Here is a 13,867-nt window from a genome sequence, read left to right as displayed (position 1 = left end):
TTGCGGAAACGGCTGCTGTCGGACGGGCACTGTCAGATGCCGGGTTTGGACTTCAGTTTGCGGATGTAGGTGAAGAAAATGATCCGGAACAGGTGGATGCCGGGATTCAGATTCCGCAGTCATCTCAGAATTCAGGAACTGTGGAGAATCTAAACAGTGGGAATGGAGCTGCCTATCAACCGGATGAGAATACGTATCAACAGTCTGCAAGGCAGATGACGGGTGGTTCTATTCCGCTGATGCAGTCACAGTCTGGTATGATGGGACAGTTTTTTCAACAGGCACAGGCAAATGGTTCCATCATCGGTCAGCCATCCATGCAAAATACCTATGGCCAGCAGCCGGGAATGAATTCCATGGCGACAGGTACAGTGGGAAATGCGATAGACGGTTCCCTGCCTGTGGAAGAACTTCTGCAGCACATGACTTATGAGCAGGCAGTGCAGGTTGTGATTCCGGGCAAAGGAAAATTTGGCGGAAAGACCATGGGCCAGGTGGCAAAAGAAAGTCCACAAAGTCTGGACTGGTTTGCCAGAAGTTATTCCGGGAATAACAATGCGGTTCCGGCTGCAGCTAAATTTTTGCTAAACAAAGCATTACCAATGGCAGGCTAATGGGTTCTGCCTGTTAAGAACCCACAGTCAGCTATCTGACTGCGGGGGAAAGGAGGCTTGAATATGGATGTATGACATGTCAGGGTTTGATTACGATATCCGCGATGTGGTGCGTGTACTGAATCTGCAGGTGCGTCGGAAAAATCCCAGTTCCTATGATGTGGACTGTCCCTTCTGTAACCATAAAACAGGAAAGATGAATGTTAATATCAAGAAAAACGTCTTCCGTTGTAACTATTGCAATGAGCAGGGGGGAATGCTGGATTTATACGCCAAGTTATATGGACTTTCAAAGGCAGAAGCAAACCGGCAGATCCGGGAGGCATTAAACCTGGGCCAATACCGGGATGATTATAAGATTCCGGAGAAAAAGCCGGAGCCTGAGATTCCCGAGAATAGTGACCGTGCATCGGATGAGGAAATCAACCATACCTATTCCATGCTGCTTTCCTATCTTACGTTATCAGAAAAGCACAGGGAAGACTTGCTGGCGAGAGGGCTTACGGACGAGCAGATCGAGATACAAAGATATCGGAGTATCCCTCTCTTTGGATTAAAAAATCTGACCAGGAAACTACAGGAAAAAGGATGTACGGTGCAGGGAGTACCGGGGTTTTATCAGGATGAGGATGGAAAATGGACGATTCATTTTTCAGCGAAGAATTCCGGATTTCTGATTCCGATTCTTTCCATGGAAGGTCTGATCCAGGGATTTCAGATCCGGCTGGATCATGTGACAGATTCCAGAAAGTATATCTGGCTTTCCAGTGTAAATTACCAATATGGAGTTTCATCCGGCAGTCCGGTTCATGTAATCGGAAATCTGGATGCGAAAGAAGTGTATGTGACAGAAGGCGCTTTAAAGGGAACCGTTGCCCATTATCTGTCCGGAGCTACGTTCTTATGTGTGCCGGGAGTGAATCAACATCGGAATCTCCGCCCTATTCTGGAGGACCTTTCCAAAAGAAATCTCCAGCTTGTGTATGAAACTTATGACATGGATAAGAAAATGCCAGTTACCTGTGATGGACAGTATAGTAAATGCAGCGAATGCACGCAGAGTAACAGGTTTGGAGAGTGTCTTTGTAAGGTGAAAAAACGGGAAATTATTCAAAGCGGGTGCAGGAAACTGTACGAACTTTGCAGGGAATGCTCATTACCGGTGAAGCGCATGCTTTGGGATGCGGATGAAAACAAAGAATGGCGTGGACAAATCAAAGGGATTGATGATCTCTATTATGATTTGTGCGTAAATCAGACAGATAAAATGTCTCAAAGATTATAGAAATAGGAAGACCGGGGTGTTTTTTTCTGGTCTTTCTTGAAAGGGAGAAGATCTATGAAAGGAAAAGGAAACGTACCACTACTTTTTGTGATGATTACATCGTTCATTATATTTTTATTTGTTGCAGGCAAATTAATAGGAATTTTTCTGGAGTATCAGAAAGGCAATCGTACGTATGAAGAACTTATGGAGTACGTACAGGATCCAGAAACAGATGAGCAGGGTAAAAATGATCCGGATCCAGAAGATGAATCAGGGTTTACATTCCTTCAGGTAGATTTTGAAGGATTAAAGGCTCAGAATCCGGATGTAGCAGCATGGATTCAGATACCAGCACTTTCTGTTAGTTATCCGGTTGTACAGGGGAAGGATAATTCTTATTATCTGCATCATATGTTTGACGGACAGGAAAATAAGAATGGAAGTATCTTTATCGACTACCATAACCAGCCGGATTTCACGGACAGTAACACGATCATATATGGGCATAATATGAAAAATGGGAGTATGTTTGGAACATTGGATCAGTATCAGGAAAAAGAACTATTTCGGCTATATCCTTGTTTTTATATTTATCTTCCGGATAGCATCTTAGAGTACCGGATCGTATCCTGCTATGCGGGAAAGACAGGAAGTGTGGGGTATACTTATCGGTTTCCTGAGCAGGAAGATTTTCAGGACTTTTTGGAAAAGATTATATCCTACGCTGCCTATGATACAGGAACGGAAGTTATGGATACGGATCATATCGTCACGCTTTCTACCTGTGTCAACTCGGACCGAAATTATCGGTATCTGGTGCATGGAAAACTGGAGAAGAAAATAGAGACGAGGTGAGTATAATGACGCTTAGAGAAGCTGGGAAAGGAATTGTGACAACTGGTGGCGGTACATATCGTATTGGTCATTATGATGAGGACGGTTTTGAAGCAGAAACAGAAATGACCGCTTATAATATGGCGGAGCTGAACAGTTTATATCGGGAGTTCTGTAAAGATAACGGAATGCGCCAGAATACTGTGCGGTATGTTTCAAGAGTGTGATATGGAATGGAAAATGGCATCGGCAAATATCGCTGGTGCCTTTTCATATTTTTGAGGGAGCGGTTGCGTTTTACGTAGGTAGTACGTACAGAGTAAGTAGAAAGAAAAAAGGAGTGATCATTTTATGATTAAGAAATTAAGAGTAGCCGTAGATCATGGCAACCGTAATATGAAGACTTGCAATCATGTATTCACGACAGGACTGACAGAAATGGATAAGAAGCCTGCAAGGGGCGAGGTATATCTGCGGTATCAGGACAAGTATTATACGCTCAGTGAACGTCGCATCCCATATCAGAGGGATAAGACTACAGATTTACGCTTTTTTATCCTGACACTGTTTGCAATTGTTATGGAATTGGAAGATAAGACACCGATTCAGCCAGAAGATGTGATTCAGATTGAACTTCCAATCGGACTTCCACCAAAGCATTACAAAGAACTGTATGACAAGTATGAGAAATATTTTAAGGGTGATGGGAAAGTGTTTCAGGTAGAATACTGTGGAAAGAAATATCATCTGTGTATGAAAGATGTGAGGGCTTTTGTGCAGGATCTGGCTGCCATGATGACAAAGATGGATAAGATTGGGGAAGCTCCGAAAGCAGTAGGAATTGATATTGGGGGATTCACAACAGATTATCTGCTGTTAAGAAGAGGAAAGCCTGATATGGATTATTGCGATTCGTTGGAAAAAGGCATTATTACCATGTGTAATGAGATCATTTCCAAAGTCAACAGTGAATATGACATGTTGCTGGAAGAAATAGATGTGGAAAGCATCATTCGTGGGAAAACAGAGTTTTATGATGAGTATGTAGTCCGGGCGGTTGAGAACATGGTACAGGACTATGTCACAGATCTTCTGAATAGTATTCGTGAACGAGGTGTGGATACGAAATCTGCTTATACCGTGTTCATTGGCGGAGGTTCTATACTGCTCAAGCGGTTTTTAGAAAAGTCTGACCGTTTGGGACGTTATCTGTTCATTGACGACCTGCGCGCCAACGCAAAAGGGTATGATCTCCTGTATCGTATGTATGAAAGCAGCAAATAGAATGGGAAGTGATTGTTGTGACGAAAAGGAATCCTAATAAATTTACAATTGGATTTAAGAAAACCAATGCTTCCCACCAAAGAGTTGTTGAAATACTTAATAATACAGAAGATAAGGCGGATTTCATTGCCAGCGCAGTGCTTCATTATCTTGGCGAGGGAAAAGAAACTGATTCTTTGAATCCGGACAAGTCTTCCCTATTACCATTGATTAGAACAATTGTAAAGAAAGAAATTCAAGGAGCAATCTCAGACAAGAAATATGTTTCTGCAGAAAGGGCAGATTCGGATGAGACAGTCATGGATCTGTCTGGTTCAGAAGAGGAACCGATTGCTCTTGATGAACATATTATAAAAAATATCTCAAATGCATTGGATGCATTCCGAGGTATATAGAAAAGAAGCAGCCTTTTGATGGGCTGCTTCGATTTTTGTCGAAAAGTTTTTCAATTCATAAACCATTCATAACTGGCTCATAAGTTGCTCATAAATAGCCGTTCTATAATCAAACAATGGTGAAGTGGAGAACGAAAGGAATTACTTTTGTTTTCGGAGACCGTCAAGGAGTCCACGGAGCGTATGTAAAGCCAGATCTTTTTCTTCATCTGTACAGTCATTTAGCTCATAAATGATCTGTTCGATATAAGGATTGGCAGGTGGCTTGTCGTAGAAGATGACGGAATCAAGCGAAATATTCAAGTATTTGGCTAATAGACTCAGAGTTTCAAGTCTGGGGTTAGCATTATAGTTCTCAATATCAGATATTGTGCGTAAGGAAACGTGCACATTTTCAGCCAGAGCATTCTGTGAAAGATTCCTGCGAAGACGTTCTTCTTTTACAAAGTCTCCGAGCAACTTTTTTTCCATCATTTTCATCACCTCACTTAATGCATATATTTTACTCTAGTTCTGCAGTATATGAAATGCGTTATGATACGCATAATAACGCAATATATTACACATTACAAAAGTATACAGGAATCACGAAGGAGAAATGATAGGTTGAGTTACACAGAACGGGTTGAGAAAAGCAGGAATTTGCTAAAAAAATCTTGCACCAATATTTGGAACACCCTTCTGTTAAATATGCAGAATATGAGTCGAATACACCTCGTATAGCACATAATAAAATATGGATCAAAAAGAAAGTCGAATTGGGAAAGCGCCGATTCGGCTTTCTTTTTGTATGTCGAAATTTATCGAAAATTGAAATACGGTGCCGCTCCCCGCCTTCTGGGATTTCAAAAGAAGAACGAAATCAAAATACAGGAGGATAAAGAATTGGATGAATTTACATATACCGGTTCCAAAATCAAGAACCAATTTACCGCATATTTACTGGCACAGATTCGGGGAGCCCGACAAAATTACTTAAGAAAAATGCTGCGGATTAGCAGTAATGAAATGCTGGCAGAGGACTTGACAGTGGAAGAAATTGGAATTTCAGTGGAAGAGAGCCTGGAGATGGAATATCGTGAAGAACTGTTAATGAGGGAGGCAGATGGGTGCTATCCGGAATGGGACGAGATGAAGGATCAGAAACTTGTCGAGGCATTGCTCTTACTGCGTGAGGATGAGAGAAAACTGATCTATCAGCATGTGTTTGAAGAACGGACGTTTGATGATATAAGCCGGATCAATGGTTTGCCACCTTACAAGGTGAAAGGAATTTATTATTATGCAATCCGTAAGATCAGAAAATGGATGGGAGGTGACAGGTAATGAATTTTGAAGAAGTGTTGTTCCGGGCGAAGATGGGAGACCATGTAGCTACTGAACAGATAGTAGAGATGTTCCGACCGTTGTTGATAAAGAACTCTTTGATTAATGGAAGATTTGATGAGGATCTGTACCAGGAGTTGAGAATTGAAGTATTGAAGTGCATTAGAAATTATCGGGAAATGGAGTAGATACTGTTTAGAATAGCATAATTATGTAGGCAGAGCAGGAATGATTGCTGGTGTAAAGATAAGGTTCCTGCTCTGTTACTTTATACACATGTAAATATAATAGACTGTTTAGAAATCATGATTTTTAGTTTAAAAGTTTTTCGGATTCATTAAACGTTTTTATCTTCTCCGGTTTGGAGATCCATCTGCAGGAGCATAAGGTCATTCATAGTGGTGTCCATATTCCCCTTTCTTATTATGAATTTCAGACGTTCGCTTTCTTGACATAACATCCCGGCTGGGTGTTCAGCAAAGAACAGATCTATGAGACAGTGTGGAAAGAAAACAGTGAGCATTGCGATCATGCTGTGGCGAATGTGGTAAGCCAGATTCGCCACAAGCTGAATCCAGGCAAGCCGAAAGAGGGATATATCCGTACTGTGATCAATAGTGGATATAAATTTGAAGTGTAATTATGAGGGTGCAGTTTTTGAAGCTGTGCCTGTTTGTGTGGAGAAATAACACTTGCGTATAATGGTGTCTGATTTCACGAAGTATCGGGCTTGAAAACGGTTCGAGGGTACATTATGTGGTAGAAAAGCCCGAAATAAGCCCTATATGTGGGGGAAATCCGGCTCATGCAGAAATCAGAGTACATAAAATTTGTGTGTTTCTTGGACGAACGGTTCATACTCATGGAAAAATAAAAGGGTGGGGTAAACTTCTGAAAAAGAAGCCCCTACTTTTTCGCATAACTAAGAGGGTATCAGAACTTTTCCGCAAAACGGAAAATTCGGTTGTACCTTTTCGCAAAAGAGGATTTGAGGTAAAATATCCTGAACAGGTGACCGTAAAGAGCAATTGTATTAGAAGATTGTATGGAAAAAGGGACGCAGAAGATGAAAAGCTGTACTGTTTTACGATTGTTTTTTTATAGACATTTATGCGCTATACTTTTATGATAATTTCAAGGAGGTAGCTTATGGCCTATAGAATATTAGTCGTTGACGATGATAGAAGTATTGTCAAAGTGATAAAGGACTTTTTGGAGATGGAAGAATATTATGTGGATACTGCGTTAAATGGAGAAGATGCACTTCGGAAAGCAGAAACGCATCCGGATTTAATTATACTTGACATTAACCTGCCTTCAATGAATGGGATTGAGGTTTGCAAAAAGATTCGTGACTTTGTGGATTGCCCGATTTTATTCTTGACAGCCCGTATTGAGGAGCAGGATAAGATTACTGGTTTAAGGGCAGGAGGAGATGATTATATTGTTAAGCCGTTTTCACTTGGGGAATTACTGGCTCGTATTGAAGCTCATCTTCGAAGAGAGAATAGGAAACAAGCGAAGAAAGATTTTCGATATGACAATGATTTGTGCATTGATTATAGCAGTCGGCAGATTTTCTGGAAACAAAACGAGATTGAATTAACAAAATCAGAATTTGATATTGTTGAATTGCTTTCTACTTATCCGGGGCAGGTGTTTGACCGGGAAATGATCTATGAACGACTATGGGGATTTGACCGGGATGGAGACAATAAGATTGTGACAGAGCTGATTCGTAGAATCCGTAATAAACTAAAGAATTATACAGAAAAAGATTATATAGAGACGGTCTGGGGGTGTGGATATAAATGGGCTTCAAGAAAATAAACTCTTTAAAAGTTTCATTATTTACACATCTTGTTGTAGCGCTGGTTTTCTCTATTATTTTTTCGTTTGCTGTGCAAAATATAGCAGGTCATGTGAAAGAAACCATCTGGCTCGAATATATAGATGCAGATGAGTTATATGAGTTTCAAAATAAATATTCCAGTCAGTTTGGAGGTGTGATTTCTGTACCGCAGGTTATGAACAGCGAAATGGATAAGGCGGATCAGTTTTGGGTTGGGGTATGCGAATTTATGGAAAGCTGGAGCGTTTTTATTTTGACTTTTACCAGCGTTTATATCGCATTGACCATATTTTATAACAGAAGGCTGAAAAAACCACTCCATATATTAAATAGCTGTGCTGAAAAAATCAGTCAGCAGGAATTGAATTTTTCTGTTGACTACACTAAAAAGGACGAAATGGGACAGCTATGTGGTGCATTTGAAAAAATGCGGGAACAGTTGCAACTGAATAACAGTGAAATGTGGAATATGATTGAAGAACAGAAACAGATGAGGTCTGCTTTTTCACACGATCTGCGAACACCACTATCTGTTCTAAAGGGATATGTAGAATATTTGATACGCTATTATCCAAAAGGAAAGTTGTCGCAGGAAAAGATAATGGAAACGTTGGATGATCTCTCTGAGCAGATACGCAGGATTGAGGATTTCTCTGATACAATGAAGAGCATCAACCGTATGGACGATTTATGCGTCAGAAGGAGCAAAGTAGTTGCGTCTATTCTTCAAAGGAAAACCGCAGATGTTTTTGATACACTTTCCGGAACTGGCAAAAAGGAGTATTCCATTGTAGAAAAATTGTCTCAGGAACAGTTCAATATAGATATGGATGTTTATTTGGAAATTTTAGAGAATGTGGTAGGCAATGCTATGCGATATGCAACGAGTAGCGTAAAGCTAGAAATATGGGATGAAAAGGGATGGCTTCATTTTATGGTTTCTGATGATGGCCCAGGCTTTACAAGTGAGGAATTGACAAAGGCAACAAAGCCGTATTTTCACGGAAAAAGCACAGGAGATTGTCATTACGGAATGGGGCTGTATATTTGTGATCTTCTTTGTAAGAAACATGGAGGATGTCTCAGTCTATTTAATCAGACAGGCAGCGGGGCCTGTGTACGAGTAAAACTGCATATAGAATAATCAGGTGGGATTCAGATTTTTTTCTGAATCCCGTTTTATTGTTTTTTTGTAGTCTTTTACCGTTTAGGATATTCATATAAAGAAAAATAAATTGTGAAGGAGAAGGTTGTATGAGTTGGAAACTTGCCCGAAAGGATATGGACCTGCTGATTAGAAATCCTATAACATATTTAGGAATTATTCTTATGATATGGATTGTGTTTTATACTGTCAGTCCATTTTGGAATTTATATGGGAATGTCCGTGATGAAAAATCTTCTGTTGTATATGATTCAGATGGAGAGATAGAGGACGGATATATTCCTACACCAACAGAGGTTGTTTATCAAAATGTTATGCAGGAATTACGGGAGTCATTAATTTCTGACTGCTCCTTGAGTGAAGAAGCGGCGGATAAAGAAATTAAAAAAATACAGGAAAACGAATGGAGTATGGATCAGATTGCCCAGTATTTTAAAGACAAGTATTCATTAAATGGGGTAAAGAGTATATTTGTATTATATGAGCATATGTGGGCGACCAAAGGAGAAATGGATGAGTATTTGGGGAACGTATTCCATGACAGAACATATACAGAGAGTTTTGCATACAAATATTCTGAATATTTAGGGATTGGGTCTATTCTGTTTACCGTAGTTATTTTTGCTCTTATCCTAGCACGTGACTTGAAAAAAGATATGTATGCCCTTATTCATGCAAAATCGTTATGTGGCCGGAATTATATAATTGGAAAAATGATTGCAGGTGTTGGTTTTGTATATGCTGTCATAATCCCTCTTACATTTATTATAAACATGATCGCAATGAGAGTAGGAAAAAGCTATGGTTTTCGTGTTGACTTTTGGGATATCTGGAAAAGAGTGATTATTTTGGATTTCCCAAGTATATTGCTGACAGGATGTTTAATGATGTTTATTGCGCTTCTTTTCCGGAGCATTATGCCTGCCATTCCTGCCCTGCTCCTGTACTTTTTGTATTCCAATATGGGAACGTATGATTCGTCAAGCGGTTATATTTACAAGGTTAAGCCGTTTGCTCTTTTTGTCAGATTCCCCATGCTGTTTTCGGAATTAACAATGCCTAGAGGAGCATTGTGGAATGTATGTTTTGCTTGTGTTTTATCGGCAGTTCTTCTGGCTGCATCTGTGGTTTTATGGGAAAGGAGGCGCGGCGGATGAGGTATGAATTAAAGATTACCCTGCCAATCTATAAGATTGTGTATTCTATCGCTTTTATGGTGATTATTGTTTTGGTAAGTCCAATCAATTCTTTCAGTGGGATTATTACTGCTGTAGAACCAAATGTTGCGTTGCTTGCCGGCGTATTTATGGCAGATAATTATTACAAAGAGTATGTGGGAGAACGGGTTGCTGTTTTTTACAGGTATCCGATTAGAAAAAAATATATTTCCATGCTGGTAAGGACTTTGTTGAGCTGGCTTTATCTACTCATCTTAGTTGCCGTGTTTTATTGGGGCTTTGTATGGTGGTATCGGCCGTCTAACTTTTCACAGATTCCTATATGGAAGATGTATGCGGATACTCTAGCCGCCTGCGCCGCAAGTATGTTTTTTGCAGGAGTCTTCAGCTTTACCATAACGAACGTAATTCAAAAAATAGGGATTGGAATAGGCGTAACTTTTTTCTTATGGCTGTTTTTAACCTCGACAATGGCAAATGTTTTACCGCAGCCCGTACAAATGTTTAGGATTATTGGATCAACCTCTCAGCTTGGTGTACTGGAGCCTGATTATCGAAGCCGGGTTTTCTATATACTGATAGGGGCAGTATTACTCGTACTGAACTGGCTGATATTACAGATGCAGCCCGGCAGCAATACAAAGAAAGGATGGATGAGATATGGGAATAAACATTGAAAATCTAGTGATGGAGTATAAAAAGGGAGTCAAAAGTCTGGATCATATCAACTTGAATATTGACCAGGGGATTTATGGACTGTTGGGAGAAAATGGCGCAGGAAAGTCTACCTTAATGAAGATTCTTGTAACACTGCTGACGCCAACAGAAGGAACTGTTGAGATTAACGGAATCCGTCTGGAAAGAAAGAATTATGAGTTGATTAAGAAAGAGATCGGATATTTGCCACAGGAATTAGGGCTTTATCCTAATCTTACTGTAAGAGAATCGCTGGAATATGTAGGGGTTATGTCAGGGCTAAAGAAAAAAGAATATGAGGAGCGAATTGACTATTATTTGGATAAGACAGGGCTGATTACACAGCAAAGAAAAAAGAATAGGCAACTATCCGGTGGCATTAAACGGCGTGTAGGACTTGTTCAGGCATTACTGCACAACCCGCGCATTTTGATTGTGGATGAACCCACTACAGGGCTTGATCCGGAAGAACGTATCCGTATCCGCAATTTGCTTGTCGATTTTGCGGCGGATCGTATAGTTTTATTTTCCACCCATGTGACGGAGGATTTAGCGGCCACCTGTGATAAACTTTGTATTTTGCGGAAAGGAAAACTGACCTATGATGGAAGTGTTACGGAACTTGTTTCAAATGCCGAGAACCATGTATTTCGCTGTTCCTTTCAAAATGAAAGAGAGTTCCAAGAATTTCAGAGAAACTATAAAGTTACTTCAAAAATATACAAAGCGAATGAAATTGAGGTGCGTTTTGTAAACGGAAGAAAACCAGAATTTTTATGTGAATTATGTTCTTCGAATTTGGAAGATGCTTACATTTACAATATGTATGTGAAAGAAAATGAGTGAGTGGTATATTTTGGAGGAGGAACATGAAGAAAATTTTATTGGTTGATGATGATACGGCAACTCTGAAAGGATTGCAAATGTGTTTTGGTTTGAAGAATTTTCCAACAATTAGTACAACCAACGTTTCTGTAGCAAAACAGCTATTTGATACAGAAGAGATATCGTTAGTTTGTACGGATTGGGATTTGCCAGGTGGCAAAACAGGACTGGACATATTGACTTATGCGAGGGAAAGAAACATTCCTGTAGTTTTTCTGACGGGACATGACGAGGACAGTTATGAAAAGATTGCATTAGAGAAAGGCGCAGTTCGTTATTACATTAAAGGACAGTTTTCATATTTAAAATTTAGAGATGATTTAATTGAACTTGCAAATAAGGAATAAACACTGATGGGGAAAATCCTTATATTGACCTTTTCAGACGCAGAAGAACCCATCATGGATAAAATCCTCACTGCAGTGGAAGGCGAGCCGACAATGGAACATATCTCAAATCCTTATAATCCATCTGTCCTCACTTTCCCCAACCTGGAAATCCGTATCAACGAACAGACTGTCTACCACAATGGCATTCCCGTCCCTCTCACCCACCATGAGTTCTTCACATTACTCTACCTGGTATCCCACCCCTCCTGGGTTCTTTCAAAAGAGCAGATATACGAAGCGGTCTGGAAAGCGGACCCGGAGCATTGCGGGGCGGCGGTGGCGAATGTGGTGTATTCCCTTAGACGGAAGATCGGAGATGGGTACATAGAAACAGTGGTTGGGAGCGGGTATCGGTTTGTGGGCGCGGGAGAATAAAAACAGAGGCGGTTGCTCCGTGTTGGAGTGGCTGGCCTCTGCTTTTTCAGATTATTCCTGGAATAGCAAGATGATAATGTTTATAGCACGAAATGTCATGGTTGGGTTTCAGTAGAAAAAATTATATATCCGTGTTATACTATTGACGTATTTTTGAACATAACTATTGTATTCGGAGTGTGATTATAATGAAAAAACTTTTAATTACAACAGCAAAAACCCTTTTTTATTTTATTGGGTGGGCATTACTTGCAGGTTTAATTCCCTTGCCGGATGCTGAAAGTCCTGCTATTTGGAGATTTTGGGCAGAACTCATTCCCTTTCTCTGCATTGTAGGAATAAGTCTTTTATTTTGGCTTATTGAAAAGCGGAAAATACAAATTTTTCCCATTTGTCACGTTGCTAAAGATTGTGTTATAGGAATTTTAGGTGGTGCTGTTTGGTTAGGCTTAACTTTTTTAATCATGTTGTTTTTGGGAGTGTTGAAAGTAGAAAGTAGCAATGCCGTCTCCTTGTTATGGCTTTGGATTTTTTCAGTTTTCATTAACACTGTAATGCAGGAACTCCTTGTTCGTGGGTACTTGTACCAGATGATAAAAGTAAATTACAATGTAACTGCTGCAACAATCATATCAAGCGCATTGTTTACATTCATGCATGGCGGAGCCTTTGAAGCTGGAATAATTCCTGTTCTAAATGTGCTTTCTATGAGCCTTTTGATGACAGTTATTTTAGAATATACGCAATCACTTCTCGCACCAATAATAATGCACTTTTTTTGGAATACTGTCGGTGCTATTATTTTAGGCGGAGTATCTCTGGCTGAAGACTATCCTCATGTTCTTACAACTGTATTTAGCGGGAGTGCATTTTTGTCTGGCGGCATTTACAAGATGGAAGGCAGTATCGTTGTACTTTTTTTAAATCTGATTTTAATTGCTGTGTTTATGGTTTTACATACGAAAAAAAGAAAAGCGTAAAACTGTCTATATTATACGGTCGAGTTGTAGAGCAGAGTCGTTTTTTCTTGGCTCTGATTATGTTGTATAGTAGATTCGGTTCTGGCTTATACCTGCAGCATTTAAGCAGCGGTGGCGAATGTGGTGTATTCCCTTAGACGGAAGATCGGAGATGGGTACATAGAAACAGTGGTTGGGAGCGGGTATCGGTTTGTAGGATAGATGATATGGCAGAGACAGTTTTGTATGAACTGTTTCTGTCTTTTTGCATAATAGTTTGCCAAGCATTAAATATTGTGATTTCAGTGATGCAACTGCTGGTTGCACAAATTCAAACTAAAATTGGTTGTGATAATAACAAATTTCCAGTATGCTATAAATAAAAAAGGGGGCTGGTAATATGACGTTAGGAGAAAAAATACAGAAACTCAGAAAGTCATGTGGTCTGTCGCAGCTTCAGTTAGCAGAGCAATTGGATGTATCCCGTCAGTCAGTTTCAAAATGGGAATTGAATGAGTCAGTTCCTGATATAAATAAAATAGTAAGACTGAGTGAATTGTTTTCTGTTTCTGTGGATGAATTATTGAAAGAGCAATACACATCTTATGTAGAGAATGTCGATACAAAATCAACGATTGAGGATATTGT

General features: G+C 39.9%; 18 protein-coding genes and 1 pseudogene. 18 read left to right on the top strand and 1 reads right to left on the bottom strand.

Going from position 1 to position 13,867, the window contains the following annotated elements; all coding sequences use genetic code 11:
- From JQM82_RS11250 to JQM82_RS11225, 6 genes and pseudogenes are all read left to right on the top strand, one after another.
- A pseudogene (locus JQM82_RS11250) lies at positions 1 to 614 on the top strand (hypothetical protein); the annotation flags it as partial.
- Positions 615 to 681: 67 nt separating this feature from the next.
- Positions 682 to 1,899, top strand: a complete 1,218-nt coding sequence (locus tag JQM82_RS11245) for a CHC2 zinc finger domain-containing protein (RefSeq protein WP_235250428.1) — start codon at positions 682 to 684, stop codon at positions 1,897 to 1,899.
- A 54-nt stretch (positions 1,900 to 1,953) separates the two neighbouring features.
- Positions 1,954 to 2,736 (top strand): class B sortase, encoded by a 783-nt coding sequence (srtB, locus tag JQM82_RS11240; RefSeq protein ID WP_235250427.1) that lies wholly within the window; start codon positions 1,954 to 1,956, stop codon positions 2,734 to 2,736.
- Positions 2,737 to 2,741: 5 nt separating this feature from the next.
- Positions 2,742 to 2,942 (top strand): hypothetical protein, encoded by a 201-nt coding sequence (locus JQM82_RS11235; protein WP_235250426.1) that lies wholly within the window; start codon positions 2,742 to 2,744, stop codon positions 2,940 to 2,942.
- Positions 2,943 to 3,066: 124 nt separating this feature from the next.
- Positions 3,067 to 3,999 carry a ParM/StbA family protein gene (locus tag JQM82_RS11230; RefSeq protein WP_235250425.1) on the top strand — a complete coding sequence of 311 codons (933 nt, stop codon included), beginning with the start codon at positions 3,067 to 3,069 and terminating at the stop codon, positions 3,997 to 3,999.
- A 17-nt stretch (positions 4,000 to 4,016) separates the two neighbouring features.
- Positions 4,017 to 4,394, top strand: a complete 378-nt coding sequence (locus JQM82_RS11225) for a hypothetical protein (RefSeq protein ID WP_235250424.1) — start codon at positions 4,017 to 4,019, stop codon at positions 4,392 to 4,394.
- Positions 4,395 to 4,535: 141 nt separating this feature from the next.
- On the opposite strand, the gene JQM82_RS11220 is transcribed toward JQM82_RS11225, so the two are convergent.
- Positions 4,536 to 4,868: a helix-turn-helix transcriptional regulator gene (locus tag JQM82_RS11220; RefSeq protein ID WP_235250423.1), complete on the bottom strand. Its 333-nt coding sequence runs from the start codon at positions 4,866 to 4,868 to the stop codon at positions 4,536 to 4,538.
- Between the two features lie 411 nt (positions 4,869 to 5,279).
- Between JQM82_RS11220 and JQM82_RS11215 the strand changes: the two genes are divergently transcribed.
- The 12 genes from JQM82_RS11215 to JQM82_RS11160 all read left to right on the top strand — a co-directional run.
- Entirely contained in the window at positions 5,280 to 5,720 is a 441-nt protein-coding gene (locus JQM82_RS11215) for a sigma-70 family RNA polymerase sigma factor (protein WP_235250422.1), read from the top strand.
- Positions 5,720 to 5,908, top strand: coding sequence for a helix-turn-helix domain-containing protein (locus JQM82_RS11210; protein ID WP_235250421.1), 189 nt, complete (start codon positions 5,720 to 5,722; stop codon positions 5,906 to 5,908). Before JQM82_RS11215 ends, JQM82_RS11210 begins: the two co-directional genes overlap by 1 nt.
- A gap of 281 nt (positions 5,909 to 6,189) precedes the next feature.
- The gene (locus JQM82_RS11205; protein WP_235250420.1) at positions 6,190 to 6,360 is read left to right on the top strand and encodes a winged helix-turn-helix domain-containing protein; all 171 of its coding nucleotides are present in this window, start codon (positions 6,190 to 6,192) and stop codon (positions 6,358 to 6,360) included.
- Positions 6,361 to 6,869: 509 nt separating this feature from the next.
- Positions 6,870 to 7,550 (top strand): response regulator transcription factor, encoded by a 681-nt coding sequence (locus tag JQM82_RS11200; protein WP_235250419.1) that lies wholly within the window; start codon positions 6,870 to 6,872, stop codon positions 7,548 to 7,550.
- A 92-nt stretch (positions 7,551 to 7,642) separates the two neighbouring features.
- Positions 7,643 to 8,716, top strand: coding sequence for a HAMP domain-containing sensor histidine kinase (locus tag JQM82_RS11195; RefSeq protein WP_235250418.1), 1,074 nt, complete (start codon positions 7,643 to 7,645; stop codon positions 8,714 to 8,716).
- Between the two features lie 110 nt (positions 8,717 to 8,826).
- Positions 8,827 to 9,894: a hypothetical protein gene (locus JQM82_RS11190; RefSeq protein WP_235250417.1), complete on the top strand. Its 1,068-nt coding sequence runs from the start codon at positions 8,827 to 8,829 to the stop codon at positions 9,892 to 9,894.
- The gene (locus JQM82_RS11185) at positions 9,891 to 10,592 is read left to right on the top strand and encodes a hypothetical protein (RefSeq protein WP_235250416.1); all 702 of its coding nucleotides are present in this window, start codon (positions 9,891 to 9,893) and stop codon (positions 10,590 to 10,592) included. The genes JQM82_RS11190 and JQM82_RS11185 overlap by 4 nt, the downstream gene beginning before the upstream one ends.
- A complete protein-coding gene (locus JQM82_RS11180) occupies positions 10,576 to 11,457 on the top strand; it encodes an ATP-binding cassette domain-containing protein (RefSeq protein WP_235250415.1) in 882 nt (293 codons plus the stop codon). Before JQM82_RS11185 ends, JQM82_RS11180 begins: the two co-directional genes overlap by 17 nt.
- Before the next feature lie 23 nt (positions 11,458 to 11,480).
- Positions 11,481 to 11,843: a response regulator gene (locus JQM82_RS11175; protein WP_235250414.1), complete on the top strand. Its 363-nt coding sequence runs from the start codon at positions 11,481 to 11,483 to the stop codon at positions 11,841 to 11,843.
- A 6-nt stretch (positions 11,844 to 11,849) separates the two neighbouring features.
- Entirely contained in the window at positions 11,850 to 12,260 is a 411-nt protein-coding gene (locus JQM82_RS11170) for a winged helix-turn-helix domain-containing protein (RefSeq protein ID WP_235250413.1), read from the top strand.
- A gap of 188 nt (positions 12,261 to 12,448) precedes the next feature.
- The gene (locus tag JQM82_RS11165; protein WP_235250412.1) at positions 12,449 to 13,240 is read left to right on the top strand and encodes a CPBP family intramembrane glutamic endopeptidase; all 792 of its coding nucleotides are present in this window, start codon (positions 12,449 to 12,451) and stop codon (positions 13,238 to 13,240) included.
- 379 nt (positions 13,241 to 13,619) lie between these two features.
- The coding region (locus JQM82_RS11160; RefSeq protein ID WP_235250411.1) for a helix-turn-helix domain-containing protein at positions 13,620 to 13,867 on the top strand (248 nt) is incomplete at its 3' end.

This window comes from Faecalicatena contorta, from assembly GCF_021531995.1.
Taxonomy (GTDB): Bacteria; Bacillota; Clostridia; order Lachnospirales; family Lachnospiraceae; genus Dorea_A; species Dorea_A contorta_A.
This window is presented reverse-complemented; position numbering and strand designations above follow the sequence as displayed.

Bases quoted from the DNA above. Each gene is read 5' to 3' on its own strand.
- JQM82_RS11245 (WP_235250428.1), top strand. From the start codon at position 682: ATGTATGACATGTCAGGGTTTGATTACGATATCCGCGATGTGGTGCGT.
- srtB (WP_235250427.1), top strand. From the start codon at position 1,954: ATGAAAGGAAAAGGAAACGTACCACTACTTTTTGTGATGATTACATCG.
- JQM82_RS11235 (WP_235250426.1), top strand. From the start codon at position 2,742: ATGACGCTTAGAGAAGCTGGGAAAGGAATTGTGACAACTGGTGGCGGT.
- JQM82_RS11230 (WP_235250425.1), top strand. From the start codon at position 3,067: ATGATTAAGAAATTAAGAGTAGCCGTAGATCATGGCAACCGTAATATG.
- JQM82_RS11220 (WP_235250423.1), bottom strand. From the start codon at position 4,868: ATGATGGAAAAAAAGTTGCTCGGAGACTTTGTAAAAGAAGAACGTCTT.
- JQM82_RS11210 (WP_235250421.1), top strand. From the start codon at position 5,720: ATGAATTTTGAAGAAGTGTTGTTCCGGGCGAAGATGGGAGACCATGTA.
- JQM82_RS11200 (WP_235250419.1), top strand. From the start codon at position 6,870: ATGGCCTATAGAATATTAGTCGTTGACGATGATAGAAGTATTGTCAAA.
- JQM82_RS11190 (WP_235250417.1), top strand. From the start codon at position 8,827: ATGAGTTGGAAACTTGCCCGAAAGGATATGGACCTGCTGATTAGAAAT.
- JQM82_RS11185 (WP_235250416.1), top strand. From the start codon at position 9,891: ATGAGGTATGAATTAAAGATTACCCTGCCAATCTATAAGATTGTGTAT.
- JQM82_RS11180 (WP_235250415.1), top strand. From the start codon at position 10,576: ATGGGAATAAACATTGAAAATCTAGTGATGGAGTATAAAAAGGGAGTC.
- JQM82_RS11175 (WP_235250414.1), top strand. From the start codon at position 11,481: ATGAAGAAAATTTTATTGGTTGATGATGATACGGCAACTCTGAAAGGA.
- JQM82_RS11170 (WP_235250413.1), top strand. From the start codon at position 11,850: ATGGGGAAAATCCTTATATTGACCTTTTCAGACGCAGAAGAACCCATC.
- JQM82_RS11165 (WP_235250412.1), top strand. From the start codon at position 12,449: ATGAAAAAACTTTTAATTACAACAGCAAAAACCCTTTTTTATTTTATT.